Here is a 26735-nt window from a genome sequence, read left to right as displayed (position 1 = left end):
AGGCGCAGCCTTCGCCGCGCCTCCCTCAATCGATATGCAGATTCAAATCAAGCCGTGAGCTTGGCAGCGATCTTGGCGACGTGTGCGCCCTGGAACTTTGCTGCTTCCAGTTCGATTTCGGATGGCTGGCGGGAGCCGTCGCCGTTAGTGATGGTGGAGGCGCCGTAGGGCGAGCCGCCCTTGACTTCTTCCGTGCCCATCTGGCCCTGGAAGGCATAAGGGAGGCCGACGACGGCCATGCCGTGGTGGAGAAGCGTCGGAATGAAGCCGAGGATGGTGGATTCCTGGCCGCCGTGCTGGGTTGCGGATGAGGTGAAGACCGAGCCGACCTTGCCGACGAGCTTGCCGCCGAACCACAGGCCGCCGGTCTGATCCCAGAAATTTCGCATCTGCGAGGCAACGGTGCCGAAGCGCGTGCCGGCGCCGACGATGATGGCGTCATAGTCTGCCAGTTCATCCGGCGTTGCGATCGGGGCTTCCTGATCGAGTTTGAAATAAGAGGCCTTTGCGACTTCTTCCGGAACGAGTTCCGGCACGCGCTTGACGGTGACTTCGGCACCGGTGGACTTTGCACCTTCTGCGACGGCATAGGCCATCTTCTCGATGTGACCGTAGGAAGAATAATAGAGAACCAGAACCTTAGCCATAAGAACGTCTCCCGTTTGTTGGACGCGTTGAATGTCGGGGAATCTTGTATCAGCGATGCGACAAGGGCGCAGCCCCCACGCTCAGAACGCACTGTTCATCCTGCGTAGACGCAATTTCATTTGCAATATTTGCCGGGACCTGCGGTCGAGTGAAAACGAGCGTTTGCAATCGCTGCAAACAGCGCTACCTATCTCGAACACTTTTGAACGCGCCGACTGCGCATTGTCCTGGATATCTTCATGTCGAACGAAATCATTGTCACAGCCGCCATGCTGGCCATCGGCGACGAACTGCTCTCCGGCCGGACGAAGGACAAGAATATCGGCCATCTTGCCGATGTGCTGCTGCTGGCCGGCATCGACCTGAAGGAAGTTCGCATCGTCGCCGATGATGAGGAGGCGATCGTTTCGGCGCTGAACGCCCTGCGCGCTCAGTATGATTACGTCTTCACCTCAGGCGGCATCGGCCCGACGCATGACGATATCACCGCCGATGCCGTCGCCAAGGCCTTTGGCGTGCCCTGCGAGCACGATGCCGAAGCCATGCGGATCATGGGCGAAATGTACGCACGGCGCGAGATGGAATTCACCGAGGCTCGCCAGCGCATGGCCCGGATGCCTGTGGGATCGAAGCATATCGCCAATCCGGTCTCGACTGCGCCCGGCTTCAACATCGGCAACGTCTACGTCATGGCCGGCGTGCCGCAGGTTTTTCAGGCGATGCTCGACAATGTCATACCGACGCTAAGGACTGGCGCAAAGGTGCTATCAACAGCGATTTCCTGCCCTTATGGCGAAGGTGAGATCGGCACGCCGCTCGGCCTTATCCAGAAGGCACATCCAGATACCAGCATTGGCTCCTACCCGCGTTATGTCGGCCAATTCTTCTCGACCGAGATCGTCGTCAGGGGCCGCTCGGCGGAATTGGTCGAAAGTGTCGCAGCGGAAGTACGCGCAATGATCGAAGCCATCCGACAGTCGAAAGCCAAGGAAAATCAGTCAGCTGAGGCCTGACCTTTAACGAAGGTGTGTACTTTCCAGGGAACTCTGAGACCATTCGGAGCATTATCTTGTAGCGGAATGCTGATATCATGATCCGATCCAACCCTTCCGCATGGGAGATCTCTTCATGTCCTACAAAACGATAGTGACCGTTCTCGACAATCCCGACAATACGCGCATCGCTGCCACGTTTTCGGCGGCGCTCGCAAAGGAGCACGGCGCCCATATCGTCGGGCTTCATGCGGAAATCGTCTCGACCGTGCCGCTGGTGGCGCCGATGGAGATTCCGGACCCCGTTGCGGTTCAGGCGCTTCAGGATGTCGCCCATAATCAGGCCGTCGAAATCGAACGGGTGTTCCGCTCAAGGATGGAAGCCGCTGGTATCGACTATGAATGGCACAGCTTTGCCAGTACGGTCGGCTACGGCACCGAACCGCTGATCGAAAGTGCCCGCAGTGCCGATCTGCTGGTGGCCGTGCAGCCGGACCCGTCGAAATATGCCGATACCCAGGTCGATGTCGAAACCTTCCTGTTCGACAGCGGCCGGCCGGTCCTGTTGATCCCCTATATTCTCAAGGAGCCGAAGCCCGTCCGCCGCGTGCTGATCGCCTGGAACGGCTCCAAGGAAGTGGCCCGCGCCACCTTCGACGCCCTGCCCTTCCTCAAGGCTGCGGATTCGGTCGAGATCCTTTCCGTCAGCACGTCGGAAAAGGACCCTCATCCGTCCAAGGAGACCGGCGTCCGGATAGCCGCGGCGCTGACGCGCCACGGCGTGCGCGCCAAGTTCGAAACGGCAGCCTGCAGCGGCAAGTCGACGCCGTCGCAGGTCATCGAAAACCGCCTGGCGGATGACAGCATCGACCTGCTTGTTATGGGCGCCTATACGCATTCCTGGCTATGGCAGATGATCTTCGGTGGCACGACGCGCACTCTGCTGCAATCGATGACAGCAATGACGCTGCTGGCCCGCTGAGCGGCTGAAAGCTCAAATCCTGTGTCAACCGGTGCAAATGTGCATCGGTTGGCCGCTTCGCGGCTATTGCCTTTTGCCCGTAAATCCAGCAGAAAGCAGCGACCGATGACAGAATTCCCGCCAGGGAACCGTTCGCGCGGTCGAAGGGGCATGATCCCGAAAAGCCCAGGCTTTCCCGGATAAGATCCCGTTCAGGCAGATAGCAAGCGAATCGCGTTCCGGATTTGGTTCTTGGTCCGCGCCCGCCGCGGGGTCTGCTCAGGGTCGCCGGCGCTGCCGGTGCGTCGTTATTCCATGCCCCGGAGCTTTCTGCCATGTCTCTGCCCGATAAAGCCTTTCCCGTATCCTGGGATCAGTTCCATCGCGATGCGCGCGCGCTTGCCTGGCGGCTTGCCGGCCTGAACCGTGAATTCAAGGCAATCGTCTGCATCACCCGCGGCGGCCTCGTGCCGGCCGCCATCATCTCTCGCGAGCTCAATATCCGGCTGATCGAGACGGTGTGTGTCGCTTCCTATCACGATTATTCCAGCCAGGGCGAAATGAACCTGCTCAAGGGCATCGCACCGGAACTATCGGTCAATGGCGGCGAAGGCGTCCTTGTCATCGACGATCTCACCGATACCGGCAAGACGGCTCTCGAAGTCCGCGCCATGCTGCCCAAGGCGCATTTCGCCTGCGTCTACGCCAAGCCGACCGGCGTTCCCACGATCGACACCTTCATCACCGAGGTCAGCCAGGACACCTGGATCTACTTCCCCTGGGACATGGGCTTCACCTATCAGGAGCCGATCGCCAAGGGCCATCGTGGCTGATCTCCCGCTGCCGGCACGCGAATCAGTCACGATTCATGCGCCGTCGCGAAATGTGATTCGAATAGTGGTAATAGAGGTGGGCGCTACGGCGCCCACTAGATTTAGTGGGCGTCACAAAGGCGAGAAAGCGTGAGATTCAAGGCTTTCCGTGCGAATCATGATGCGACACGGCATGAATTTGCCGCGCTGCCAATGGCATCGAGGTCACGGTCACAATTTTGTCGCTTTCGACACCGCCGGTGATGATACTTGCTGCACCAACGGTCGCGCGAAGGGCGAGCATCCCTCCTCAAGCTCTTGAATCTCTTAGCCTACTGACGTTTCCCCAGTTTCCACAGGCGAGCCCACAAGATATTGTGGTTAGCAATCCATTACAAACCACCCCTTGACGGAATCGGGTCTTTCAAAGTTAATGGACGACGTTGCGGCGGTGACTGGACCAGGCGGGGTTACGAGGACTGGTTCTCAATTCGAAATCGGATTTGGATTCAAGGCGATTCACCTGTGCAGGTGGCCCGCCGTGAGGATTTTTGTGTCGATCTCGAGCTGTCGAAAAAACACATGCGGGGACTGGCGGCAATAAGCTGTTAATACTATATTTAGTGTTTGCAGCCACCATCACCACAAGATACAGGAAAGACATCTCCGGGTGACACCTCCTGTCAAAGAGCGGATCGGAAGCTGGCTGCGCGTTGAATTCGCGATGCCGGAATGAGAATTTTTGCGCCCTGTTTTCATGCAGGCGCATACCAACGAATGAAGGATTGGGACCATGCGCATCGAACGTCGTTTTACGAAGGCCGGCCAGTCACCCTATGCGGACATCGAATTCCGCAAGGCGACGAGCGAGATCAAGAATCCTGACGGTTCGATCGTGTTCCGCCTCGAAAACATCGACGTACCCGCGCAGTTTTCGCAGGTCGCCGCCGACATTCTGGCGCAGAAATATTTCCGCAAGGCGGGCGTGCCTGCCAAGCTGAAGAAGGTCGAGGAAAACGACGTTCCTTCCTTCCTGTGGCGTTCCGTGCCCGACGATGCGGCCATGAAGGATCTGCCGAAGGATCAGCAGAGCGGTTCCGAAACCGATGCGCGCCAGGTCTTCGACCGCCTCGCCGGCACGTGGACCTACTGGGGCTGGAAGGGCGGCTACTTCTCGTCCGAAGAAGACGCCTCCGCTTTCCGTGACGAGCTTGCCTATATGCTCGCCACCCAGCGCGTCGCGCCGAACTCCCCGCAATGGTTCAACACCGGCATGCACTGGGCCTACGGCATCGACGGCCCCGGCCAGGGCCACTATTATGTCGACCCCTTCACCGGCAAGCTCACCAAGTCCAAGTCGGCTTATGAGCATCCGCAGCCGCATGCCTGCTTCATTCAGTCCGTCGAAGACGATCTCGTCAACGAAGGCGGCATCATGGATCTGTGGGTTCGCGAAGCCCGCCTCTTCAAGTATGGCTCCGGCACCGGCTCGAACTTCTCGATGTTGCGCGCCGAAGGTGAAAAGCTTTCCGGCGGCGGCCGATCTTCCGGCCTCATGAGCTTCCTCAAGATCGGCGACCGTGCTGCCGGCGCTATCAAGTCGGGCGGCACGACCCGCCGCGCCGCCAAGATGGTGGTCGTCGACATCGACCATCCGGATATCGAGGACTACATCAACTGGAAGGTCAAGGAGGAGCAGAAGGTTGCCGCCCTTGTGACCGGCTCGAAGATCGTCGCCAAGCACCTGAAGGCGATCATGAAGGCGACGGTCAATTGCGAAGGCGACAATGACGATTGCTTCGACCCGGCCAAGAACCCTGCCCTGAAGCGCGAGATTCGCGCTGCCAAGAAGGATCAGGTTCCGGAAAACTACGTCCAGCGCGTCATCCAGTTCGCTCGCCAGGGCTACAAGGATCTCGAATTCAAGACCTACGACACGGACTGGGACTCGGAAGCCTACCTCACCGTATCCGGCCAGAACTCCAACAACTCCGTCTCCATCAAGGACGACTTCCTGCGTGCCGTCGAGAATGACGGCGACTGGAACCTGACCGCCCGCAAGGACGGCAAGGTCGTCAAGACGCTGAAGGCTCGCGACCTCTGGGAGTCCATCTCCTACGCCGCCTGGGCATCGGCCGATCCGGGTCTGCACTTCAACACGACGATGAACGACTGGCACACCAGCCCGGCTGCCGGCCCGATCCGCGCATCCAATCCGTGCTCGGAATACATGTTCCTCGACGACACGGCCTGCAATCTCGCTTCGCTGAACCTGATGACCTTCAAGGACGCAGCGACGAAGCGCATCAACATCGCCGACTACGAACATGCCGTCCGCCTCTGGACCGTCGTTCTCGAAATCTCTGTCATGATGGCGCAGTTCCCCTCGCGCCGCATCGCAGAACTTTCCTACGAATACCGCACGCTCGGCCTCGGCTACGCCAATATCGGCGGCCTGCTGATGTCGTCGGGCATTCCCTACGACTCGGACGAAGCCCGCGCCATCGCCGGCTCGCTGACGGCGATCATGACCGGCATCGCCTATGCGACCTCGGCCGAAATGGCGTCCGAACTCGGGACCTTCCCGATGTTCAAGCCGAACCGCGAAAACATGCTGCGCGTCATCCGTAACCATCGCCGCGCCGCTTACGGCGAGACTTCGGGCTATGAGAGCCTGTCGGTCAATCCGGTGGCGCTGATCCATTCCGACAATCCGGACCAGGATCTCGTCGCCCATGCCAAGGCGGCCTGGGACAAGGCGCTGGAACTCGGCGAAAAGCACGGCTACCGCAACGCACAGGCAACCGTGATCGCGCCGACCGGCACGATCGGCCTCGTCATGGATTGCGACACGACCGGCATCGAGCCGGACTTCGCCCTGGTGAAGTTCAAGAAGCTTGCCGGCGGCGGCTACTTTAAGATCATCAACCGCGCCGTTCCGGAAGCCCTGCGCACGCTCGGCTATTCCGAAAGCCAGATCGCCGAAATCGAGGCCTATGCCGTCGGTCACGGCAACCTGAACCAGGCTCCGGCCATCAACCCATCGACGCTGAAGGCCAAGGGCTTCACCGCTGAAAAGGTCGATGCCGTCAACGCTGCACTGAAGAGCGCCTTTGACATCAAGTTCGTCTTCAACCAGTGGACGCTCGGCGCCGACTTCCTGAAGGGCACGCTGAAGGTGTCCGACGAGCAGATGGCCGACATGAGCTTCAACCTGCTTGAGCACCTCGGCTTCTCCAAGAAGGATATCGAAGCCGCCAACATCCATGTCTGCGGTGCGATGACGCTGGAAGGCGCTCCGTTCCTCAAGAACGAGCATCTGGCCGTCTTCGATTGCGCCAACCCCTGTGGCAAGATCGGCAAGCGTTATCTCTCGGTCGAGAGCCATATCCGCATGATGGCTGCAGCCCAGCCGTTCATCTCGGGTGCCATCTCCAAGACGATCAACATGCCGAACGAGGCAACCGTCGAGGATTGCAAGAATGCCTACATGCTCTCCTGGAAGCTCGGCTTGAAGGCCAACGCGCTCTATCGCGACGGCTCCAAGCTCAGCCAGCCGCTGAACGCTTCGCTGATCGAGGATGACAGCGATGAGGATGCGCTGGAGGAATTCCTGCAGGCTCCGGCAGCCGCGCAGGCCGTGACCATCACGGAAAAGATCGTCGAGCGGGTGATCGAAAAGGTCGTCCGCACGCAGGAAAAGCTGCCGAGCCGCCGCAAGGGCTATACTCAGAAGGCCAAGATCGGCGGTCACACCATCTTCCTGCGTACCGGCGAATATGACGACGGCCGTCTCGGCGAAATCTTCCTTGATATGAACAAGGAAGGCTCGGCTCTGCGCGCCTTCATCAACAATTTCGCGATCTCCGTCTCGCTCGGCCTGCAGTATGGCGTGCCGCTCGAGGAATATGTCGACGCCTTCACCTTCACCAAGTTCGAGCCGGCGGGCATCGTCACTGGCAATGACGCCATCAAGAATGCGACGTCGATCCTCGACTACGTGTTCCGCGAACTGGCGATCTCCTATCTCGGCCGCCACGATCTCGCTCACGTCGACACGTCCGACTTCAACAACACGGCGCTTGGCCGCGGCGTTTCCGAAGGCAAGGCCGATGTCGTCTCCAAGGGCCTGACCCGCGGCTACAAGCCGACGCTGGTTCCGACCGGCGGCGAGCGTCCGGCAGCCGAAGCCAAGGGTTCGGCAACGGCCGCCCCTGCCCGCGCCGCCTCGCTTTCGACTGTTACCGCCTTTGCCGGCAACACGGTCCGCAAGCTGGAACCGGCAAGCTCGGTCTCGACCTCAGAAGTCGTCGCCTTCAAGCGCGATTATGAGGAGCGTGCGAAGGAGCTGGCCGAAGAGATCGCAGAGGAAGTCATCTCCGAATCCGCGACGGGCCTCTTCACCGATAACGCGGCAAGCGAAGCTGCTAGTGCCAAGACGGAAGCCAAGAAGCTCGAATCCGAACGCCGCGCCCGCTCCATCATGCAGGGCTACACTGGCAACATGTGCACGGAATGCCAGAACTTTACGATGGTCCGCAACGGCACCTGCGAGAAGTGCGACACCTGCGGCGCGACGAGCGGCTGCAGCTGAGTGTTCAACGGATCGTCCAGGATGACATGAACGTTGCCGTATTGGCGTTACGTTTATCGCAAAATCAGTGGCATCATCCAAAACCTCACCGGGTCCGCAATGGCCCGGTGAATTCGTTTCGGAGCTATCATCGCGAGCGTCGCTACAGTGCTTCCTGATGAGCGAGACGCTGACTGCACGCAACTGCATCCTGTCAGGAAACATTCGATCCGATAGCGAGGAATCGCGGCTTTGAATGGCACTGCAAACGCCTGGATGTCCCTGGAGCAGACGTAACAACACAACTTGCCGAGTTTGCCAAACTCGCGTTAATTGGTGTTGTCCGCGCCTGCGGCCGAGGCCAAATCAGCACCAATAACGCGCCAAAGGTATCGCCAATGGGATGGGAAGCACTCGGGCAATGGGGTGAGGACGCAGTTCGCATCGAACCACTGACTGGCGGAGTTGCCAACGACGTATGGAGTATTCGCGTCGACGGGCAGATTGCGGTCGGTCGTCTCGGTTCCAGAACCGACGCCGATCTCGCATGGGAAACCGAGCTACTCCAATACCTCGACCGTGAAGGCATGACCGTTCCGACGCCGATCCCGACGACGGATGGCCGGCTCTTCGTGGATGGTCTGGTGGTAATGAAATACATGGAGGGCGGGCCGCCCGAAACGGGGGCCGATTGGCGTCGCGTTGCCGAGACGCTCCGCAAGCTGCACCGATTGACGCGAGGCTGGCCGCAGCGTCCCGGTTGGAGATCGTCAACCGACCTTCTGCATGTCGAAACGGGAACGAGGGTCAACCTTGCCGCAATGCCATCCGAGGGCGTCACCCGATGCCGAGCAGCTTGGGCGCGGCTCGTCGGGCGTCAAACATGCGTCGTCCATGGAAATCCCAACAACCCTGGCAACATCCGCATGACTGCAGATCGCGTCGCTTTGATCGACTGGGATGAGTCACATGTCGACGTTCCAGACCTCGACCTCGTGTTGCCCGACAACGCTGCCGATCTTGACGATGGTGCATATGATATCGCCGCACAGGCATCAGCCGCATGGGAAGCTGCTGTCTGTTGGCAGGACGAATACTCGGTCAAGCGGCTTGCCGAAGTTCGAGCGGTCTGAGCGATGTCGGCGGCATGACGGAAGCCCTCGGCTTTATCGCCTTTCACGTCAAAGCGTCCCAATTGCCCGATTTCGGCCACGAAACCGGCGGGAAATGATCCATTTTCATTGAAATTGTTGCTGCAGCAACATGCAGCAATATTCGGTCTGCCGAGCCTCAAACCCGTCATGCACGGTGCCCGGCCTTTCGACACATTTTATCGCTGAATCGGGCCCTCGGGGCATCGGAGATAGCAGTTCAATCGTGTGAGGCAGCGCTTTGAAAATCGGCAGCGATATCGCGAGCATTCAATATCTGCGGGCCGTCGCCGCGATTTCCGTTCTCTGCTTCCATGTCTGCGAAACATATGGCCTGGAGTTCAAGAGCGGAGCGGCTGGGGTCGATATATTCTTCGTCATCAGCGGCTTCATCATGTGGGTCACGACCGACGGAAGATCGCTCGGTCCGCAGGAATTCATGTGGCGCCGGCTCATCAGGATCGTGCCGCTTTACTGGATCGCGACGGCGGCAACCTTCATCGTTGCCGTGCTGAAGCCGCAATTCTTCTTCGACGCGAATTCGAGCATCGAGAACTTGATTGGCTCGCTGTTTTTCGTGCCCTTCATGAAGGACGAAGCCCTGCACCCTGTCGTCGAGCAGGGATGGACGCTGTCCTACGAGATGTTCTTCTATCTCATTTTTTCAATTTCGCTGCTTGTGCCGGAATTCAGGCGGCTATGGTTCCTGATGGTGGCCCTGGTGACCATTGTGATTGCGCATTACCTGCTGCCTCCTGGCTACCTCAGTGTTTTCACACAGCCGGTCATTCTGGAATTTGCCGCCGGCATCATCATCGGGCGCCTGTGGAAACAGGGTTTTCGACTGCCTTTTCCCGTCGCCATCGGCTTGATGATCGTCGGCGTTGTGCTGCTTGTGGCGAGCGACCCGCTGATCCATTTGGAGCGGGCGGTACGCTGGGGCATACCGGCAGTGTTGCTGCTGTCAGGCGCTGTTTTTGCCGAGCGGGAACGAGGCGTGCCACAGCTGGCGTTCCTGCATTTCCTGGGGGATGCCTCCTATTCCATCTATGTTTGGCACGTCCTGACCGGCATCCTGGTCACTGCACTGCTTTTGCGCATCGGAGTGCCGCACGATATGCAGCCGATGCCTATCGCATTGGGTTCGCTGGCCTTTGCCATCGTTTGCTACCTAGGCATCGAGCGCCCGATACAGCGAAAAATCCGATCATCGCGCCCGCAGCCGGCCTATCGCAGCTGACGCATGAAAATAGACGGCGGGATCACGATGGGGATCGACCACTCGAGAAAACTTACGGCACCGCTCCGGATAGTTTTGCAGTCCCATCGATAACGGGGCAAGACGGCGGCACCGGTCGATCGAACAGAACGGCAATGCCGCAATCCGAGGCGAACATCCCTTCATCATCATGCCCCACGCCGGGCACCTCGATGACCTTCTGATCGAGATCGGAAGGATGCCGCTTCTTCATATAGTCAAAATAGGTGAGCCCGCGCGCAAGCCGATACGGCCCTTGCGCCATCGCCCCGCACGAGCGGTCGATGAAATGGGTATAGGGATTCGTGTCCGCCTGGCCCAGCAGATAGACCACGTTGCGCGCGGCATATCTCGTTTCGAGAAGCTTCGGGTCCTGCGATGATACGTATGGTGGTGCGCCGGCGAGGCCGTATCGCCATTGCGTCGCCTTCGGGCAGGAAGCCAACCCGGCCTGCTGATCCGGTAAGGCCGGCCGCTCGTTGTCGAAATAGACATAGCTCGACGGATTGGCGACGAGATAACGCACGGCGATGCCGACGCTCGTCAGATTTTCCGCCTCCCGTCCGGCGACGGCATAGCGCTGGACCAATTGTGCCCCGGCCGAGTGCCCCATCACGACAATGGTCTTCAGCGAAGGGTACAGGCGACGGTCGGCGAAATGCTGCAGCAGGGCATCGAGCGCGGCGAAGGAACTGATCGGCGCCGGCTGGCGGGCGGGTTCTCCGCCTTTCCAGCCATTCTGCGTCCAGGCCAGCGTCTGCGCAGACAGCGAGAAAGCGTTCACATCCGGTCTTATCAGGAATTGCGGCGCAACCACCATAGTACCGTCAGCGAGATCGCCTGCCTTTGCGAGCACCTCCTGCCCGGTCGCATAATAAGCATCGGCGTTTCGGAGCGTGCCGTGGACGATGATCAGCACCTTCGTCACGTCGGGCGACGCCGCTTCGATCGCATGATCCGCGTAGACCGGCAGCTCTCCCTTCCCTTCGGGCGTATCGAGGAGCAGATGCTGATCCGCAACCTCCTTGACTGGCTCGTTGAGCCGCGCGTGCTGGGAGGCGGCATTGGTTAATTGAGCTTCGCTCGACATCCCGATGACGACCAATGCTGCGATCGACAGTCGGAAGAAAACCCGGCTGCGAATGCTTTTCAGAATTTTCATCTGCAAAACTCGGCTGAGAGGAATGACAATGAATATAGCTGCTTCCGATCGAGCGGAAAGCAGCCGGCGATCCGACCGCGCGCCGGTCCTCCCGGAAGCCATGTTGATTGAACGAGCGCGTGGGCCAGAATCCGTCGTCCCGTCAAAAGTTTCTTTTCCGTAGGGCAAGTAGGCTTGGCGGAAATTGTCGCCCTTGAACGTCAGTTCGCTATTGATCTCACATCTCCGCCCGAAAACTTGCGACAGAGCCCATAACCCGTGGCATAAGGCCCCGAAAAACTTTCTTTGGGCCTCGCGTAACCATGATTCGTATCGAAAATATCAGCAAGCAGAATAGCCATCGCATCCTTTTCATCGAGGCATCCGCGGCGCTCAACAGGGGCGAGAGCGTCGGTCTCGTCGGGCCAAACGGCGCAGGCAAGACGACGCTTTTCAGGATGATTACCGGCCAGGAGCAGCCCGACGAGGGGCAGGTTTCCGTCGATAAGGGCGTCACCATCGGTTATTTCAATCAGGATGTCGGTGAGATGGAGGGACGCAGTGCCGTCGCGGAAGTGATGGAGGGCGCCGGTCCCGTCAGCGCCGTTGCCGCCGAACTTCGCGAACTCGAAGCAGCAATGAGCGATCCGGACCAGGCCGACAGGATGGATGAGATCATCGAGCGCTATGGCGAAGTGCAGGCGCGCTATGAGGAACTCGATGGTTACGCGCTTGAGGGCCGCGCCCGTGAAGTGCTTGATGGCCTGAGCTTCAGCCAGGAGATGATGGACGGCGATGTCGGCGGGCTGTCTGGCGGCTGGAAGATGCGCGTGGCGCTCGCCCGCATCCTACTGATGCGTCCCGACGTCATGCTGCTTGACGAGCCGAGCAACCATCTCGATCTCGAAAGCCTGATCTGGCTCGAATCCTTCCTGAAGGGCTACGAAGGCGCCTTGCTGATGACCTCGCACGACCGCGAGTTCATGAACCGCATCGTCACCAAGATCATCGAAATCGATGGCGGCAATCTCACCAGCTATTCGGGCGACTATGAATTCTACGAGCAGCAGCGCGCCCAGAACGAAAAGCAGCAGCAGGCGCAGTTCGAGCGCCAGCAGGCGATGCTCGCCAAGGAAATCAAGTTCATCGAGCGCTTCAAGGCGCGTGCCTCGCATGCCTCGCAGGTGCAAAGCCGCGTGAAGAAGCTGGAGAAGATCGATCGCGTCGAGCCGCCGAAGCGCCGACAGACCGTCGCCTTCGAATTCCAGCCGGCGCCGCGCTCGGGCGAAGACGTGGCCGTGCTGAAGAACGTGCACAAGAAGTATGGCAGCCGCACCATCTACGAAGGGCTGGATTTCATGGTGCGGCGCCGCGAGCGCTGGTGCATCATGGGCATCAACGGCGCCGGTAAATCCACCCTGCTCAAGCTGGTGGCAGGCGCAGCAGAGCCGGATGAAGGCAGTGTCAATCTCGGCGCCAGCGTCAAGATGGGCTATTTCGCCCAGCACGCCATGGATCTGCTAGATGGAGAGCGCACTGTATTCCAGCAGCTCGAGCATGATTTTCCGCAGGCCGGTCAAGGCTCGCTGCGGGCGCTGGCCGGCTGCTTCGGCTTCTCTGGCGACGATATCGAAAAGAAATGCCGGGTGCTGTCGGGCGGCGAGAAGGCGCGGCTCGTGATGGCGATCATGCTTTTCGATCCGCCGAACCTGCTAGTGCTCGACGAGCCGACCAACCATCTCGATCTCGACACCAAGGAGATGCTCATTCAGGCGCTTTCGCAATATGAAGGCACGATGCTGTTCGTCTCGCACGACCGGCATTTTCTGGCCGCGCTCTCCAACCGGGTACTGGAGCTGACACCCGAAGGCATCCATCAATATCCCGGCGGCTATACGGAATATGTCGAGCGTACCGGCTACGAGGCACCTGGCCTCAGAAACTGATGCCTCGCCAAATCGGCGCTATTGCGTATTCACTGATGGGGCGGCCCCGGCGTTGATGACCGCAACGGGCGCCGTCCTGCCGCGCACGCGGATTTCGATGCGGCGTCGTGCCTCGACGGCGCCGCTTTGGCCAGACGTGACGGTATCGCCGGGCAAGATAAGCTGCGCGGCGGACATCGGCAGGATGGTGGCGCTCTTCAGCTTCGGATTGGCCTTAAGCACATTGGCGACGGCAATGGCACGGGCAAGGCCAAGCCCGGCATTGTCGGCCGGCAGCAGGGCGGAGACCGGCAGCTTGCCGTCCATTGCGCCGATGATCGTATCATCGAGATTGGATTTTTCGCGCGCCACCGGTTGCTCGTCGGTGTGGCCGATCACTTCGACGATATTGGCACCATAGAGGCTCAAATTGCCGGCGATTTCATCCGTGATGGTCGTGCTCAGAAGCTGGGAGAAAGTGCCTGTCAGTTCGGCGCTGCCCGATTGGAAATAGTTCTTCTTGGCATCGTCGAGATTGATGATGGGCGGCCAGTCGTGTGCGCCCTTCCCGCCCGCGTTGCCGGCCAAGAGCTTGTTGACCTCATCGGGTGCTGCCGCCAGCGAAACACCATGCTCCTTCAGAACGGCGGCAACCTTGGAAAGCGATTGCAGATCGGCCGTTGTCGCGCCCTGATCCGCCATGCTGTCAAGTGTTTCTTTCGCTAGCACCAGTTCCCGCCATTGCTTGTCCACCACGGCCTTGTCGGCAGCGGAGAGATCGCCGGAGACGACCTTGGACTGGAGAAGCACGATCTCAGCCGCCTGCTCAGCTCGCTTCTTCTCCAGCACAGCGACTTGCTGTTCAGCCTTCTCAAGCTTCCGCTCGACCTCGTAGCGCTTGTTTCTCTCAGCGGAAATCATGGCGGCAGCCACGAGCAGCAGGCAGAAAACCAGAAGCAGCATGGATTCGGCCATCGTCAGGCCAAGGATGAGGCCACGATTATAGCCCTTGTGCTCCAGTTTCGGCTTGTTGTCCGAGCCTCCAGCTACCATAGATGCCACCAGCGTTTTCGCGGCACGGCCTCGGGCTCAGCAGCGATATCGCCATCGGGCTTCGGCAGCGGCGCTTGCCCCATCGCTTCGGCCACACGACCGAGCGCCAGCTCGATATTGCGCAATGGCTGTAATTGCGCCTCCGACATCTCCTTGATGGCGGCAATCGCTGGTGCCAGCTCGGCGCGTACGACGTCCTCCGGCGCGCGGATTTCCTCGAGCTTCTTGCCGACATTCTCGACGGCAGTACCGAATGTGCCGATGATCTCGGACAGCTGCGATGTCGTCGTCGTCAACTGGGCGGCTGCGTCGTTGATCGGGGTTACCGCCTGCTTCGCCAGCAATTCCAGGATCTTGTTGATCTCCTGGCCATTGCGCTCGGCCTGCCGCGCGATCTCCTCGAACCCTTCCGACAGCATCTGGTTGCTGACGCGGCGGTAATGGGAGAATTCACGCGAGGAGGAATCGAGTTCGGTGCGGACACGCCGCGTCATCTCGGCAAGCTCATGGCGTACGCTGCGCTCGATGTCTATCGGATCGCGCCTCATCTGGTTGAAGAGGATGCGCAGCGTCACCCCAGCAATGGTCGAAGTGACAGCGATGCCGAAATTGCGGACAATGGTCTCGATCGATGTTTCGCCGGCAAAGAGATAGAGCGATACACCGAGGCTCGATAGGGTGAAGAGGAAACCCATGTAATAGAGGTTGTCGCCCGCCTGCTCATTGTGCAGCCGGAACCCGGCGACGGCCAGCGATACGATGAAGTAGATCGCCATCAGCACCAGCGGCACACCGGTTACGATGGGCAGCGACCAGCCCATGAGCTTCGACGACCAGATGAAAATCATGCCGCCAATGGTGATGGAGGCGAATAGCACCATCGGCCCATAATCCCGGACGAGATATCTGGCGTCGGTATTGGCCATCAGCGTATCCCCTCCAGCCGCACGAAGCCGCCAAAATCACCTTTGTTGTTCTTGATCCATTGCGCCCAAAAATTCGCAAGATCCTCCATGCTGAACTTCATGTTGGGCCTTTGAAAGGCAAGGATCTTGACCGTGACACCGTCCAGTGACGTGCGGAAGCGGTCATTTGCCGGGCTTTGCTGGTATTTCTGATAGGAGACCCCATCTCGATAATTCGAGAAGGCGGCCGTGTGCTCGATCATGTCGGAGGCAATGTAGAGCCGCTTCGAGATGCCGATCGGTGCATTTGCGAAAACCTCCAGATTGATCTTCTGAATGGCGGCCATGATCGGCGACAACCTGCCGGACTCGCCCGCCGTCAGCTTGCCGGCGATATCGGCGAGCGGCTTCTGGAAACCCTTCTCCCATCGCGCCTGCGCCAGCCGCGGATTGCTGGTCCATTCGTCGACATTCGCGCCGCTTCCAGGATTGCAACCGTGGAAGGTCTGGATCAGCTCACCTTCCTTCTCGGTGAGCGCATAGATATCGATGGCGCCGCCGATCGGCACGTCCGCGACGATCTTCTGGAACTGGTTGCGCAGATCGAGTGCCGTCGTGTCTGATATCGGATCGGTGACATCGAGCAGGATGGCCGTTTCCGCCTTCGGGCCATCCACGGGGCAGAGCGAGGCCTGGTCGACGGCGACATTGCCGCTTGCCTTGTAGCGCAGCCAACCATAGGCGCCGACGATCCCGAGGGACAGGACGGCGAGACAAACCGTTGCGATGATGAGACCGGCGGATCCGCCGCGCCGGCTACGCCGCTTGCGTCGCGCCAAGGATGCTCTCCGGGAAAAGATTATCGAGCTGATGGTATTTTTCGATGGCGCGCTCGAATTCGTCGCCGATCCGCTTGATCTGCTCCGAAAGCTCCGCTTGGGCGCTCTGGATACGCGAGCCCAGCACTTTGTCGTCCCATTCTTCTTCCGTACGAATAACGGGCGTCAGGCGCTCCATCTTGTAAGCGGCTTTGAAGTATGACGGCTCCGGCTCGGTGCGCACGGCCCGGTTCGCATCGCGATAAGAGGTGAGCAGCACATTGGCGGCACGCTCGAGATGGTTCTGGTGTTCGGCAAAGAGGCCTGCGGTCCTGGCGCGATGCGCGATGATGGCAGCCGTTTCCTGCCGGCGCAGCGAGAGGTCGCGGATGATCTCCTCGATCTTGCTGTTGTGCTCGTCGCGGATCTCGCGAAGATCTTCGATCAGATCAAGCTTGCGGTCGATGTAGTTGTCTCTGGCCGCATCGAGACGCTTCTGGACGCCGGCAAAGCCGGGATAGGGGTCGGTGAGATAGCAGCCATCGATGAAGGCGACGAGCGAGAACATCAGACCAATGGCAAAGAGCATCCAGGAGTTCAGCTCCTGCAACCCGAGCGGTGCGGTCTTGAGCCGCTGGATCACCTCGGCACCGGCTCCGCTCAGGATCGTCGCTGAAACCTCGCGATAATGTGCCAGCGCGATGTTGATCCCCAGGGCGACGGCGACATAGGCGACAAGCCCGAGCAGGCCAAGCAGCTTCAGCGCAAGGGATCGATGCACGAGGAAGCGGACGCAGAAGAAGGAAAACATCAACGCTGTGCCGATGTTCAGGATAGCGAAGGCAGCCGCCTCCGTCACACCGCCAACGATGCCCTGTTCGCTTCCCTTAGCCAGAAAGCTACCGTTCATCACCATTTCGATGAGCACGAGGAAGACGATCAGCGAGACCTTGAAGCCCCAGGCTGCCCTGCTTGAAACCTTCGCGGCGCGCTGCAGCTTATGCCTGGCCTTAAAGCCCACCATTTCATCCTCGGCCGTCTTCAGCTTGCGGCGCAGGCCATGAAGCTCGTCGACGCCGCTTGCAACCTCCGCCTTGAAATCCGAAACGCTTGATACGTTCGCCTGGCGGATCAGTCCGAACTGCCCCTCGAAATCGAGGTTGCGCAGGCGGCTATCGAAGGTCTGAAACTGATCTTCGAGGATCTGGTAGGAGCTTTTCTTTTCCGCCTCGACCCATGCGACGATGCGCTGCTCCGTCTCGTCAAGCGACTGGGCATCCGACGGTGGCCGGTTCTGACGCCCGGCAGCGGCACCCTTTTCCTTCAGGTCGAGGGTGGTGCCGAGCTTTTCGATATCGACGACGGGAAACACATCCGTCGAGGCGCGGAAATCATGGCTGGTCTCCCGAACACTATCCCAGAGACGGTTGAGGGCTTCGAAACGCAACGATCTTCCCCGGCGAATTCATCAACTTAGAAAGGACAATTGAGAAATCGATACCGCACCGGTTGTCCACGGTCCAGAGCGATATGGCAGAGGTTAGGATGCGATTGTGGTAAAGACTAGCCCGACCCCGTGTCGATCGGAAAACACTGAGGTGAGTAAGGACGACACTTTTACCCGATGGCGGACTGCTGCTATGCCATGGTCACGTTCGGGATTGCCTTCCAGAAACCTGCTCGGCGCAGCCCTTCCCGATAGATGTCACGCTGCCATTGCTCCTTGAACGGCACGACGGAAAGCCATCGATCCACATCGAAATCCGGGCTGGTTCTTTGGACGCGCCGAACGAAAAAGCCTGCCTTTTCCTCATGCCCGAGCATCGCCCAGCTGGCCGCGGAAATCCTGTCCGCCAGGCGTGCATTCGCCATTCGGCCGATATAATCGAGGGCAGCTTCGAAGCGACCGAGCGTATAGCTCGCCACGGAAGCAGTCCAAAGATAGGTATCGGGGCTTACCGGATTGAGCGCCATAGCGCTTTCAATCTTCGTCAGCGCCAGATCCGGCCGGGACGCATGAAGCAAAGCCTCGGCATGGTCGGCAATGATGCCGGCATGGCCCGGATTAAGGGCTTCAGCCAGTTTCAAGGCCTCGATGCTCTCCTCACTCGCCTTCCGGAAGACCTTCGTCATGCCAAGCTCGCGATAGCCGTCGGCAATATCGCGCCGCGCTGCGATGGCCTGCATCGCATAGCTTTCCGCCTCGTCCAGCAAGGCCGCATCGCCACCGAAGGTCAGTACCCATTCTTTGGAGTAGGTGCGGGCCATTGAGCTCAAGGCAGGCGCGAAGTGGCCGCCGATGCGCAGCGCCATCTCAAGCTCCCCACGCGCCCTCTGCAGATCGGGTACGGAGAGGCGCTCGATGTAACGCTTGCCGGCGAGATAGCGCTGATAGGCCGCTGGATTTTCCTCGAAATGCGACCTCATCATCTCCCGCCTTTCGATCTGCCCTGCAAGCGACAGCACGATATGACGTGCGACCGCCTGTCTCCGCTCTTCGGGCGAGGATTGTCCGAGGCTGGTGCGCTCGGCCCAGATGATTTCATCGCTTGCGGCGTCGACCAGTTGTGAAAACAGCAGCGATCCGTTGTCGCGAAGGCTAAGCCGCATCTCGAGAAGGTAGGAGCGATCCCATTGGTCGAAAGTTGCAACGGCACGTTCCCCAGCCCTGCCAACCCGGACCGCCGTGTAACGATCCGCAATCTGAAGACTGTCCAGCGCGCAGAAACCGATTGTGATATCGTTCACGAGGGATGAGGCATCATAATCTTTCCCTTGACCCTCCGTGGAAGGCAGGAGCAGGAGGGGTATCTTCACCCTCGCTCGCGCAGCTGAAATCCGTTCATGGTGGGCATCCCCGGCTCGAATTTCCGAAGCATAATCCCGCTGCGCCGACCATGAGGCCAGCAGCGCGGCACGCTGCGCGAAAATCTGCCTGAAGTGCTCCACCTCACCTTCCGCATCGAATATCCGCAACAGGATGCGATGAATATCGCGATCTTCGGGATCTATACCAAAGACCAGGAGTGCCGCCTCTCTCACCAGAGCGACATCCGCCATACCATTGGCTTCGACGGCAGCGGCATTCAGCGCCGCCTTCAGTGCCGACAGATGCCTGCCGCTTTGCGCCTCCCGCCAATGAAAGAAAACCGCGCTCTGGCAATCTGTACCCTGCAGGAACTCCGCCGCGAGCGTCCTCACCAGCGATTGCAATCTTACAAAGATCGGTCTGCCATCATCCGTGCGCGCGAACCAGAGATCGGAGGTGGTTGGAGGCGCGTCGAGTTCGACGGCTGTCTCGCTGAAACGCAGAAATGATCTCCCGAGTGCTTCCTGACGAACCCTGACACGCGAAACCAGCTTGCGCAGATTGACCTGCGCACTGCCATTGTCGTCTCCCCACAAAAACCGGGCGATCGCGCTGCGCGACGCGCGCGACGTTGGCTCCAGCATCAGATAGACCAGGATCAACAGACCCTTTTCGGGAAAGGCGACCTCGTGACCATCGCCGTCCAAAAGCTTCAAACCGCCAAATGTATGGAGTGAAAACATAATCTGTTCACAAAATCCGGGTGAAGCAGCGACGGCTGAGAAGGTATTTCCTTTACCTGTTAACCCCATTCGCGCTCGGACGAGTATGGTGAAATTTCGATAAGGCTGTAGTGTGTCGGAAGGTCTGGCGATTTTCAATTCCAATTGCCGACAATCTGATAAACCACTCGCTGAATCACGGGCTCGCCATATCTTGGCAGAGCATGCGACTTCTTTCGGAGCATCAAATCATGACGCCCTCTCCCTTCAAGAACATCTGTGTCTACGGCGCCGGCGCACTCGGCGGGGCGATCGCGGCCAAGCTCGCCTCCGCCAAAGAAGCGCAGACCAGGATTTCCGTCGTAGCGCGCGGAGCCCATCTGGAGGCCATTCGCGCAGGCGGCATAAGCCTGTGGGAGGCGGATGCGGATAGTCCCCTCGTCGCGCAGATGACCGCAACGGCCGATGCTGGCGAACTTCCGCCGCAGGATCTTGTCATCACCGGCCTCAAAGGCCATCAGCTTGCGGCAGCTGTCCCCGGCATTGCGAAACTGCTGCATTCGGGCACCCGCGTCGTCATGATCCTCAACGGCGTTCCATGGTGGTATTTCCACCGGGACCGTCAAAGCGGCCATGCCGAGTACCAGATGGAAGAGCTCGATCCGAACGGCGATCTCTGGCGCCTGATCGGGCCGGAGCGCGTCATCGGCTGCGTTGCCTATCAGGGAGCGGAAGTCGTCGCACCCGGCGAGGTCAAGCTCGCCAACAACGGACATTTTATTCTTGGCGAACCTTCCGGCGAGACGACGGGCGATATCGAAGCCATCGCAGCACTGCTGCAGCGGGCCGGCGTCAATGTCTCGATTTCCTCGCGCATCCGCGACGATATCTGGAGCAAGCTCATGGGCAACGCCGCTTTCAATCCGATCAGCGCGCTCACCCGGGGTTCGATGTCCGATATCATGGACGATCCCGCGCTTGCGACCATGGTCGGCCAGGTGATGAGCGAGGTAAAAGCCGTTGCCGAGGCTTTGGGATCGAACATCGCCATGTCCGTGGAGGAACGTCTTGAGCGTTCCCGTCAGATCGGCCCTGTGCGCACCTCGATGCTGCAGGATCTGCTTGCCGGCAAGGCGCTGGAAATCACGCCTCTCGTCGGTGTCGTCGTTTCGCTCGGCAAGCTCGTAAATGTGCCGACTCCGGTCTCGGCGACGATCCTGGCGCTGGTGACGCAGCTCGACCGCAAGAACCGGCAAGGCGCCGAGTAAGCGGCGGCAGACTACACCAGATAATTCTTCGATGCTCCGGCAGCGGTCCACAGGCCAGTCTCCGGAGGAACTCCGAGCATGTCGGTTCTTTATATTTCACTTACGCCTTCGTCCTTGGCCCCGAATGGATTTCCTATGGGAGCCGGCGTTACGCTTACGGTGGAATATGGAGACAATCCCATGCTCGACATGCACGCCCCCAATCTTACGGAATCCATCCGCGTCCTCGTTCACAACAGCGACGAGAAGCATCATCGTGTTACTGCATCGGCAGCAACAACGAAAAGATCACGCAAGCGCCCGCTTCATTCGCGCCAGGTCCGGGAAAAGCGCACCTTTCAGGCGATGTTCGCCTTCGGGCTGCTGCTCGGCGCCCTCGAGCTGTACATCGTGCTGCATTACCTCTGAGATCTCACAGAAATGACTAGACCGATTTTTCAAAGGCGCATCGGCGGTGCGATCACCGCGCTTGTGACGCCTTTCCGCGACGGCGTTTTCGATGGCATCGACATGATGGCCCATATCGAGTGGCAGCTGCTAAGCGGGATCGATGGGCTTCTCGTCTGTTCGCTGATTGGCGAAGGCCCGACGTTGACTGAGGCCGAGCGCATTCGTGCCATCGAAATCTGCATCGAGCTTTCGGAAGACAAGGTGCCCATCATCGTCGCGACCGGAACCAACGACACGAAGACGACCCTGGAGGAAACGATACAGGCACAGCGCCTTGGCGCCGATGCGGCCTTCGTGACGGTCCCCTATTATTCCAAGCCGACGCAGAAGGGGATCATCCATCATTTCGAGCAGCTGACGGCGCAGACCGAGCTGCCCATCATCGTGCATAACCAGCCATCGCATACCGCAGTCGATCTCGCTCCCGCAACCGTCGCGCGGCTCGCCGAAATTCGAGGGATTATCGGGATCGCCGACGGCAGCAGCGACATCTCGCGCGTCGACCTCTGGCGCCCCCTTCTGCCGGAGCGGTTCGGCCTGTTTACCTCGAATGACGCCAGCGCACTCGGCTTTACGGCTGCGGGCGGTCATGGCTGCTTCTCGGGTGCGGCCAATATCGTTCCGCGGCTCTTTCAATCGATGCAACATTCGGCTGCCTGCGGCAATGTCGGCGCGGCACAATCCATCGACGAGCGGTTGCAGCCATTGTTCAGCGCGCTCGCCCGCGAAAGCGAGCCGGCGACGGTCAAGCACGCCCTGTCACTGGTGAGAGATATCGAGGCGGAAGTTCGCCTGCCATTGGTCCGCGTCGGCACAGAGACGGCTGCGGCCATCCAGGCGGCAATCACCCCGTTTCAACTCGACGGCAGCGGCCGGTTCGCCTCGCGTCATGGCTATCGCCTGGGATTGTGAAATCGCCGCATCCCTATGAGATTTTTATATTTTTGCCGCTTCAGGCAAATGGAAAACCTAGCAACTCCCCCATAGATTCAACAGCGTAGCACCGGAAATGGTCTTATCGGACCCATGGTGCTGGTGGCACTGAAAGGAACTATGATGTCACGCTACAGGCATGTCGGCCTATCCGCCGACCCTCTCCAACGCCCTCGTGCCGCCGTGTTTGCGCGCAACGAGCGGCTCTTCTCTTCGGACGCATTGCTGGACGGAATTCGCTCCGTCGCTCCGCGCCTCGGACTTGTCCTTCTGATCGCTGCCGCTCTGCAAATGGCGCTGTATCTGACCGGACACTGAGTAAAATCGAAGAGATCCAAGAGGAAATAACAATGGCAAACGCACAGCATATTCAGCGGCGCTCGGCTCACAGCACGATTTCCCCGGCTCCGGCCCGCTTCATCATCGGCCGCGACCGCCGCGGCAGCTGGATCGTTCAGGACCGGCAAGGCCTTGTCGGCGGCCTGTTCCGCAATGAAGCAGCCGCCCTGCACTTCGCAGCTGAAGAATGCAACCACAATCCGGCTGATATCTGCCTGGCGCCCGAAGGTGCTGTCCTCGATCTGGACAGCTTCGTCCAAGCCGCTTCCAATCTGCACTGAATTGACCCTTGGCAGGCTTCGACAGCATCTCGCCCAACGCTTCCTTAACCGCCCTTAGGTAAGCTTTCGGCCAGATATCCAAAGAACAGAAAGCCATGTCGAAGCCTGCCTTCCGCTACAGCCACTACGATCTCGGGGAACAGCGCGCCGGAACGGTGATCGAAATCACGCTCTCGGCCGTTGCCAATGTCAGGCTGATGAACGGCTCGAATTTCGAGCGCTTCACCGAAACGCTGAAGCATCAGTTTCTCGGCGGTGTCGCCAAGAAATCGCCGATACGGCTGGTCATTCCGGAGGCCGGCCATTGGCATCTGGTGGTCGATATGGAAGGTCATAAGAGCCTGGCGGAATCGAGCGTCAAAATGGTGGACAGGGTAACCGTTCCACGCATGCAAAAAGCATAGCGGCAATCCGTCACCGTCAGGTGATATATGGACTAGCGTTCACCGCGTTCCTTGCGCAGCTTCGACCACCAGTCCAGCCGCTTGCGGATCTCACGCTCGAAACCCCGCTCCGGCGGATCGTAGAAGGTCTGGCGACCCATCTTCTCCGGAAAGTAATTCTGGCCTGAAAAGGCATCTGGCTCGTCGTGATCGTAGCGATAACCATCGCCATAGCCTTCGGTACGCATCAGCTTGGTCGGTGCATTCAGAATGTGCTTGGGCGGTAGAAGCGAGCCGTTCTGCTTGGCGGCCTGGGTCGCGGCCTTGAAGGCCGTGTAGACGGCATTGGATTTCGGGGCGGTAGCGAGATAGACGCAGGCCTGGGCCAGCGCCAGCTCACCTTCCGGCGACCCCAGATAATCATAGGCGTCCTTAGCAGCATTACAGATGACAAGCGCCTGCGGATCGGCAAGACCGATATCCTCCACCGCCATGCGCACCAGTCGGCGTCCAAGATAGAGCGGATCCTCGCCGGCATCGAACATACGGGCGAGATAGTAGAGAGCGGCATCGGGGTCGGAACCGCGGACAGATTTATGCAACGCCGATATCAGATTGTAGTGACCGTCCTGCGCCTTGTCATAGACGGGCGCGCGGCGCTGGACAATTTTGACCAGCATGTCGGGATCAAAAAGCTCGTCCTTGCGGGCAGCACGCCAGACTTCTTCCGCCAGCGTCAGCACCGAGCGGCCATCGCCGTCGGCCATGCGGATCAGGCTGGCGCGAGCATCCTCCGTCAGCGGCAGCGGCTTGCCTTCCACCGTTTCGGCGCGGCGCAGCAGTTCTTCCAGGCTTTCCTCATCATGCGAACGGAATGTCAGAACGCGGGCCCGGGAAAGAAGAGCGGCGTTGAGTTCGAAGGATGGATTTTCCGTGGTTGCGCCAACGAGAATGACGGTGCCGTCTTCCATAACGGGCAAGAAGCTATCCTGTTGGGCGCGATTGAAGCGATGGATCTCGTCAACAAACAGCAGGGTCTGGCGGCCATCCATTCGCCGCAACCTTGCCGCCTCGAACACCTTCTTCAGATCGGCGACACCGGAGAAAATTGCCGAGATTTGCTCGAAGGCGAGACCCGCCTCGCCCGAAAGCAGTCTTGCAACGGTCGTCTTGCCGGTGCCTGGCGGCCCCCAGAAGATCATCGATCCCAGCGAGCCCGCCTCGATCATCCGGCGCAATACGCCGTCCTCGCCCGTCAGATGTGCCTGACCGGTGACTTCGGCCAATGTTTGCGGCCGCAGACGGTCGGCGAGAGGCCGCTTATTGGCGACCTCCTCCGGTATCCGCGGTGCAAACAGGTCATCGCTCATCGGAAGAACTGCCTGATACGCTGGCCGTCGCGCTCGATCTCGACGCGCCAGAAGCTGGGGTTCGACGTGACGGTCTTCTGAAGGATTTCCGTCGTGTTGATCGCGACCCCGTTGATGGAAATGACGATGTCGCGGGCGGCAAATCCAAGCCGGTCGGCCGGCGAATTCGGCTTCAGGCTTTCGATGACGACACCCGTGGAATCCGGCGGCATATGCAGGTCATCGGCAACGCGCGGCGAAAGATTGGCAACGGTCGCGCCGGAGAAAGGATTGTTACCCTCGATCACCCGCTCGTCGCGCGGCGTGGATTCGGGAGCGGCGGCGAGCGTCATCGTGGCCTGATGCTCCTTCCCATTGTCGAGCACCGTCAATGCCACTGTCGCACCAAGGCCAGCCGTCGTCAGGCGATAGCCTAGCGCATCGGGATGCTCGATGGAGATGTTATTCAGCGCCGTGATCACCTCACCGGGCTTCAGGCCCGCCTTGGCCGCCGGACCGCCATCGACGACCTTGGTCACCAGCGCACCGCGCACCTTGTCAAGGCCGAGTGCTTCGGCAACATCGGATGTCACCGGCTCGAAGGAGGCGCCGATATAGGGCCGCTCGAAAGACTTGTCGCCACGATCGGCGGCGGCGAGGAAGACCTTGACCAGATTGGCGGGGATGGCGAAGCCGATACCGTTGGAGCCGCCGCCCTGGGAGAAGATCGCCGTATTCAGCCCGATCAGCTCGCCGGTCATGTTGACGAGCGCGCCGCCCGAATTGCCGGGGTTGATCGAAGCGTCGGTCTGAATGAAGAAGCCGACCTCGTTCTTGACCTGATTGCGGGCAAGCGCCGAAACGATGCCGCTCGTTACCGTCTGTCCCACGCCGAAGGGATTGCCGATCGCGAGAACGAGATCGCCGACCTCGATGCCATCGGAATTGCCGAGCGGCAGAACCGGGAAAGTCTCGTTCTTCGACTGGATCTTCAGGACGGCGAGGTCCACACGATCGTCCTTCAGCACGACCTTGCAGGGAAATTCGCGGCCGTCCGAAAGCGCGATCTTGATGTCGTCAGCGCCGTCGACAACGTGGTTATTGGTGATGACGGTACCATTCGCCTCCACGATGACGCCGGAACCGAGCGAAGACTGCTTCTCGGTGCGATTCGGCATGCGCTGTCCGAAGAACTGTTCGAAGAACGGGTCGCCGGCAAATGGAGACTGACGCTGCACCACACGCTCGGCATAGACATTCACCACGGCGCCGGACGTCTGCTTGACCAGCGGGGCGAAGGAGAGCTGCATCTGCGTCTGGCTTTGCGGCAGCGTCTTCGCTGTCTGAGCCTCAGCGGAAAGCGGCATCGCCATGACGAGGGCAATCATCGAAACGGCAGTGCGCTTCAGGAGGAGGTGCATGAAATTTCCCTTTTTAATTCTCTTTAAACAACGTTGTAGCGCCCGACGCTAGAAAGAAAAGAGGGCGGAACCATGAAGCATAAATGGAAGTTTCCTGTGATAAAAAACAGGCTCGCCGAACAAAAACATGCTGTGATGCATTTCGCGTTGGGAATCGTTAAAAGGGAGCCACAAATGCGATTGATCCATCTTGCCGCCGCCGCTTTCCTCGCCTCGCTCAGCATGGCCGGCACTTCCCGTGCTGCCAGTTTCGATTGCGAGGCGCAGAACCTGAAGCCGGACGAGAAGACGATATGCGACGTTCGTGCCCTTAACGATGCCGATGTGAAGATGGTGACGACCTTCGACCTGCTCTCGGGCCTCCTCGCCATGGGTGCACGGGGCACGATGCAGGACCAGCAGACGGAATGGCTGAAGAAGCGGCAGGCTTGTGAGGCAGATGTCGCCTGCTTGAAGGCGTCCTATGAGGAGCGCCTGAAGGTGCTGAACGACACCTACAAGCAGATCAATCGGCCGCTGTAAGAGTTTGATTTGCTGTGATTT

Annotated in this window: 23 protein-coding genes; 14 read left to right on the top strand and 9 right to left on the bottom strand. The window is 59.6% G+C overall.

Annotated features, from left to right (window positions below; all coding sequences use genetic code 11):
• Positions 1–47 precede the first annotated feature (47 nt).
• Positions 48–647, bottom strand: coding sequence for an NAD(P)H:quinone oxidoreductase type IV (gene wrbA / locus FBZ97_RS15765; RefSeq protein ID WP_145320277.1), 600 nt, complete (start codon positions 645–647; stop codon positions 48–50).
• A 240-nt stretch (positions 648–887) separates the two neighbouring features.
• On the opposite strand from wrbA, the gene FBZ97_RS15760 reads away from it, so the two are divergent.
• From FBZ97_RS15760 to FBZ97_RS15735, 6 genes are all read left to right on the top strand, one after another.
• On the top strand, positions 888–1661 hold the full coding sequence (locus tag FBZ97_RS15760; RefSeq protein ID WP_145320279.1) for a competence/damage-inducible protein A: 774 nt from the start codon (positions 888–890) through the stop codon (positions 1659–1661).
• Between the two features lie 115 nt (positions 1662–1776).
• On the top strand, positions 1777–2622 hold the full coding sequence (locus FBZ97_RS15755; RefSeq protein ID WP_145320281.1) for a universal stress protein: 846 nt from the start codon (positions 1777–1779) through the stop codon (positions 2620–2622).
• A 314-nt stretch (positions 2623–2936) separates the two neighbouring features.
• Positions 2937–3434, top strand: a complete 498-nt coding sequence (gene gpt / locus FBZ97_RS15750) for a xanthine phosphoribosyltransferase (RefSeq protein WP_069611931.1) — start codon at positions 2937–2939, stop codon at positions 3432–3434.
• A 772-nt stretch (positions 3435–4206) separates the two neighbouring features.
• A complete protein-coding gene (locus tag FBZ97_RS15745) occupies positions 4207–8007 on the top strand; it encodes a vitamin B12-dependent ribonucleotide reductase (RefSeq protein WP_145320283.1) in 3801 nt (1266 codons plus the stop codon).
• 377 nt (positions 8008–8384) lie between these two features.
• Complete coding sequence (locus tag FBZ97_RS15740; RefSeq protein ID WP_145320285.1) at positions 8385–9119, top strand: phosphotransferase; 735 nt, start codon at positions 8385–8387, stop codon at positions 9117–9119.
• Positions 9120–9378: 259 nt separating this feature from the next.
• Positions 9379–10377 (top strand): acyltransferase, encoded by a 999-nt coding sequence (locus tag FBZ97_RS15735; RefSeq protein WP_246661772.1) that lies wholly within the window; start codon positions 9379–9381, stop codon positions 10375–10377.
• A 52-nt stretch (positions 10378–10429) separates the two neighbouring features.
• On the opposite strand, the gene FBZ97_RS15730 is transcribed toward FBZ97_RS15735, so the two are convergent.
• Positions 10430–11557, bottom strand: a complete 1128-nt coding sequence (locus FBZ97_RS15730) for an alpha/beta fold hydrolase (RefSeq protein WP_145320287.1) — start codon at positions 11555–11557, stop codon at positions 10430–10432.
• 302 nt (positions 11558–11859) lie between these two features.
• Between FBZ97_RS15730 and FBZ97_RS15725 the strand changes: the two genes are divergently transcribed.
• Positions 11860–13482 (top strand): ABC-F family ATP-binding cassette domain-containing protein, encoded by a 1623-nt coding sequence (locus FBZ97_RS15725; protein ID WP_145320288.1) that lies wholly within the window; start codon positions 11860–11862, stop codon positions 13480–13482.
• An 18-nt stretch (positions 13483–13500) separates the two neighbouring features.
• On the opposite strand, the gene FBZ97_RS15720 is transcribed toward FBZ97_RS15725, so the two are convergent.
• The 5 genes from FBZ97_RS15720 to FBZ97_RS15700 all read right to left on the bottom strand — a co-directional run bounded on the left by FBZ97_RS15720 (position 13501) and on the right by FBZ97_RS15700 (position 19789).
• Positions 13501–14514, bottom strand: a complete 1014-nt coding sequence (locus FBZ97_RS15720; RefSeq protein WP_145320942.1) for an OmpA family protein — start codon at positions 14512–14514, stop codon at positions 13501–13503.
• Complete coding sequence (locus FBZ97_RS15715; protein WP_145320290.1) at positions 14508–15440, bottom strand: hypothetical protein; 933 nt, start codon at positions 15438–15440, stop codon at positions 14508–14510. The genes FBZ97_RS15720 and FBZ97_RS15715 overlap by 7 nt, the downstream gene beginning before the upstream one ends.
• Positions 15440–16258, bottom strand: coding sequence for a hypothetical protein (locus FBZ97_RS15710; RefSeq protein WP_113352658.1), 819 nt, complete (start codon positions 16256–16258; stop codon positions 15440–15442). The genes FBZ97_RS15715 and FBZ97_RS15710 overlap by 1 nt, the downstream gene beginning before the upstream one ends.
• Positions 16236–17684, bottom strand: a complete 1449-nt coding sequence (locus FBZ97_RS15705) for a hypothetical protein (RefSeq protein WP_145320292.1) — start codon at positions 17682–17684, stop codon at positions 16236–16238. The genes FBZ97_RS15710 and FBZ97_RS15705 overlap by 23 nt, the downstream gene beginning before the upstream one ends.
• A 191-nt stretch (positions 17685–17875) precedes the next feature.
• A complete protein-coding gene (locus tag FBZ97_RS15700) occupies positions 17876–19789 on the bottom strand; it encodes a hypothetical protein (RefSeq protein ID WP_145320294.1) in 1914 nt (637 codons plus the stop codon).
• 230 nt (positions 19790–20019) lie between these two features.
• Here FBZ97_RS15700 and FBZ97_RS15695 point away from each other — a divergent pair, with 230 nt between their 5' ends.
• From FBZ97_RS15695 to FBZ97_RS15670, 6 genes are all read left to right on the top strand, one after another.
• Entirely contained in the window at positions 20020–21036 is a 1017-nt protein-coding gene (locus FBZ97_RS15695) for a 2-dehydropantoate 2-reductase (protein WP_145320296.1), read from the top strand.
• Positions 21037–21216: 180 nt separating this feature from the next.
• A complete protein-coding gene (locus FBZ97_RS15690) occupies positions 21217–21444 on the top strand; it encodes a hypothetical protein (RefSeq protein ID WP_145320298.1) in 228 nt (75 codons plus the stop codon).
• A gap of 12 nt (positions 21445–21456) precedes the next feature.
• On the top strand, positions 21457–22398 hold the full coding sequence (gene dapA, locus FBZ97_RS15685) for a 4-hydroxy-tetrahydrodipicolinate synthase (protein WP_145320304.1): 942 nt from the start codon (positions 21457–21459) through the stop codon (positions 22396–22398).
• A 144-nt stretch (positions 22399–22542) separates the two neighbouring features.
• Positions 22543–22737 carry a hypothetical protein gene (locus FBZ97_RS15680; protein WP_145651006.1) on the top strand — a complete coding sequence of 65 codons (195 nt, stop codon included), beginning with the start codon at positions 22543–22545 and terminating at the stop codon, positions 22735–22737.
• A 32-nt stretch (positions 22738–22769) separates the two neighbouring features.
• Positions 22770–23039: a hypothetical protein gene (locus FBZ97_RS15675; RefSeq protein ID WP_113352664.1), complete on the top strand. Its 270-nt coding sequence runs from the start codon at positions 22770–22772 to the stop codon at positions 23037–23039.
• Positions 23040–23134: 95 nt separating this feature from the next.
• Positions 23135–23443 carry a DUF1883 domain-containing protein gene (locus tag FBZ97_RS15670; protein ID WP_113333532.1) on the top strand — a complete coding sequence of 103 codons (309 nt, stop codon included), beginning with the start codon at positions 23135–23137 and terminating at the stop codon, positions 23441–23443.
• 32 nt (positions 23444–23475) lie between these two features.
• On the opposite strand, the gene FBZ97_RS15665 is transcribed toward FBZ97_RS15670, so the two are convergent.
• Together FBZ97_RS15665 and FBZ97_RS15660 are read right to left on the bottom strand one after the other, a co-directional pair.
• Positions 23476–24792, bottom strand: a complete 1317-nt coding sequence (locus FBZ97_RS15665; protein WP_112341028.1) for a replication-associated recombination protein A — start codon at positions 24790–24792, stop codon at positions 23476–23478.
• Positions 24789–26192, bottom strand: coding sequence for a DegQ family serine endoprotease (locus tag FBZ97_RS15660; RefSeq protein WP_113389573.1), 1404 nt, complete (start codon positions 26190–26192; stop codon positions 24789–24791). Before FBZ97_RS15660 ends, FBZ97_RS15665 begins: the two co-directional genes overlap by 4 nt.
• A 174-nt stretch (positions 26193–26366) precedes the next feature.
• Here FBZ97_RS15660 and FBZ97_RS15655 point away from each other — a divergent pair, with 174 nt between their 5' ends.
• The gene (locus FBZ97_RS15655) at positions 26367–26714 is read left to right on the top strand and encodes a hypothetical protein (RefSeq protein ID WP_113389572.1); all 348 of its coding nucleotides are present in this window, start codon (positions 26367–26369) and stop codon (positions 26712–26714) included.
• Positions 26715–26735: the final 21 nt, after the last annotated feature.

The sequence above is a fragment of the Rhizobium sp. ERR 942 genome (assembly GCF_007828395.1).
Classification (GTDB): domain Bacteria; phylum Pseudomonadota; class Alphaproteobacteria; order Rhizobiales; family Rhizobiaceae; genus Rhizobium; species Rhizobium dioscoreae.
This window is presented reverse-complemented; position numbering and strand designations above follow the sequence as displayed.

Bases quoted from the DNA above. Each gene is read 5' to 3' on its own strand.
- wrbA (WP_145320277.1), bottom strand. From the start codon at position 647: ATGGCTAAGGTTCTGGTTCTCTATTATTCTTCCTACGGTCACATCGAG.
- FBZ97_RS15760 (WP_145320279.1), top strand. From the start codon at position 888: ATGTCGAACGAAATCATTGTCACAGCCGCCATGCTGGCCATCGGCGAC.
- FBZ97_RS15755 (WP_145320281.1), top strand. From the start codon at position 1,777: ATGTCCTACAAAACGATAGTGACCGTTCTCGACAATCCCGACAATACG.
- gpt (WP_069611931.1), top strand. From the start codon at position 2,937: ATGTCTCTGCCCGATAAAGCCTTTCCCGTATCCTGGGATCAGTTCCAT.
- FBZ97_RS15745 (WP_145320283.1), top strand. From the start codon at position 4,207: ATGCGCATCGAACGTCGTTTTACGAAGGCCGGCCAGTCACCCTATGCG.
- FBZ97_RS15740 (WP_145320285.1), top strand. From the start codon at position 8,385: ATGGGATGGGAAGCACTCGGGCAATGGGGTGAGGACGCAGTTCGCATC.
- FBZ97_RS15730 (WP_145320287.1), bottom strand. From the start codon at position 11,557: ATGAAAATTCTGAAAAGCATTCGCAGCCGGGTTTTCTTCCGACTGTCG.
- FBZ97_RS15725 (WP_145320288.1), top strand. From the start codon at position 11,860: ATGATTCGTATCGAAAATATCAGCAAGCAGAATAGCCATCGCATCCTT.
- FBZ97_RS15720 (WP_145320942.1), bottom strand. From the start codon at position 14,514: ATGGTAGCTGGAGGCTCGGACAACAAGCCGAAACTGGAGCACAAGGGC.
- FBZ97_RS15715 (WP_145320290.1), bottom strand. From the start codon at position 15,440: ATGGCCAATACCGACGCCAGATATCTCGTCCGGGATTATGGGCCGATG.
- FBZ97_RS15700 (WP_145320294.1), bottom strand. From the start codon at position 19,789: ATGTTTTCACTCCATACATTTGGCGGTTTGAAGCTTTTGGACGGCGAT.
- FBZ97_RS15695 (WP_145320296.1), top strand. From the start codon at position 20,020: ATGACGCCCTCTCCCTTCAAGAACATCTGTGTCTACGGCGCCGGCGCA.
- FBZ97_RS15690 (WP_145320298.1), top strand. From the start codon at position 21,217: ATGCTCGACATGCACGCCCCCAATCTTACGGAATCCATCCGCGTCCTC.
- dapA (WP_145320304.1), top strand. From the start codon at position 21,457: ATGACTAGACCGATTTTTCAAAGGCGCATCGGCGGTGCGATCACCGCG.
- FBZ97_RS15680 (WP_145651006.1), top strand. From the start codon at position 22,543: ATGTCACGCTACAGGCATGTCGGCCTATCCGCCGACCCTCTCCAACGC.
- FBZ97_RS15675 (WP_113352664.1), top strand. From the start codon at position 22,770: ATGGCAAACGCACAGCATATTCAGCGGCGCTCGGCTCACAGCACGATT.
- FBZ97_RS15670 (WP_113333532.1), top strand. From the start codon at position 23,135: ATGTCGAAGCCTGCCTTCCGCTACAGCCACTACGATCTCGGGGAACAG.
- FBZ97_RS15665 (WP_112341028.1), bottom strand. From the start codon at position 24,792: ATGAGCGATGACCTGTTTGCACCGCGGATACCGGAGGAGGTCGCCAAT.
- FBZ97_RS15660 (WP_113389573.1), bottom strand. From the start codon at position 26,192: ATGCACCTCCTCCTGAAGCGCACTGCCGTTTCGATGATTGCCCTCGTC.
- FBZ97_RS15655 (WP_113389572.1), top strand. From the start codon at position 26,367: ATGCGATTGATCCATCTTGCCGCCGCCGCTTTCCTCGCCTCGCTCAGC.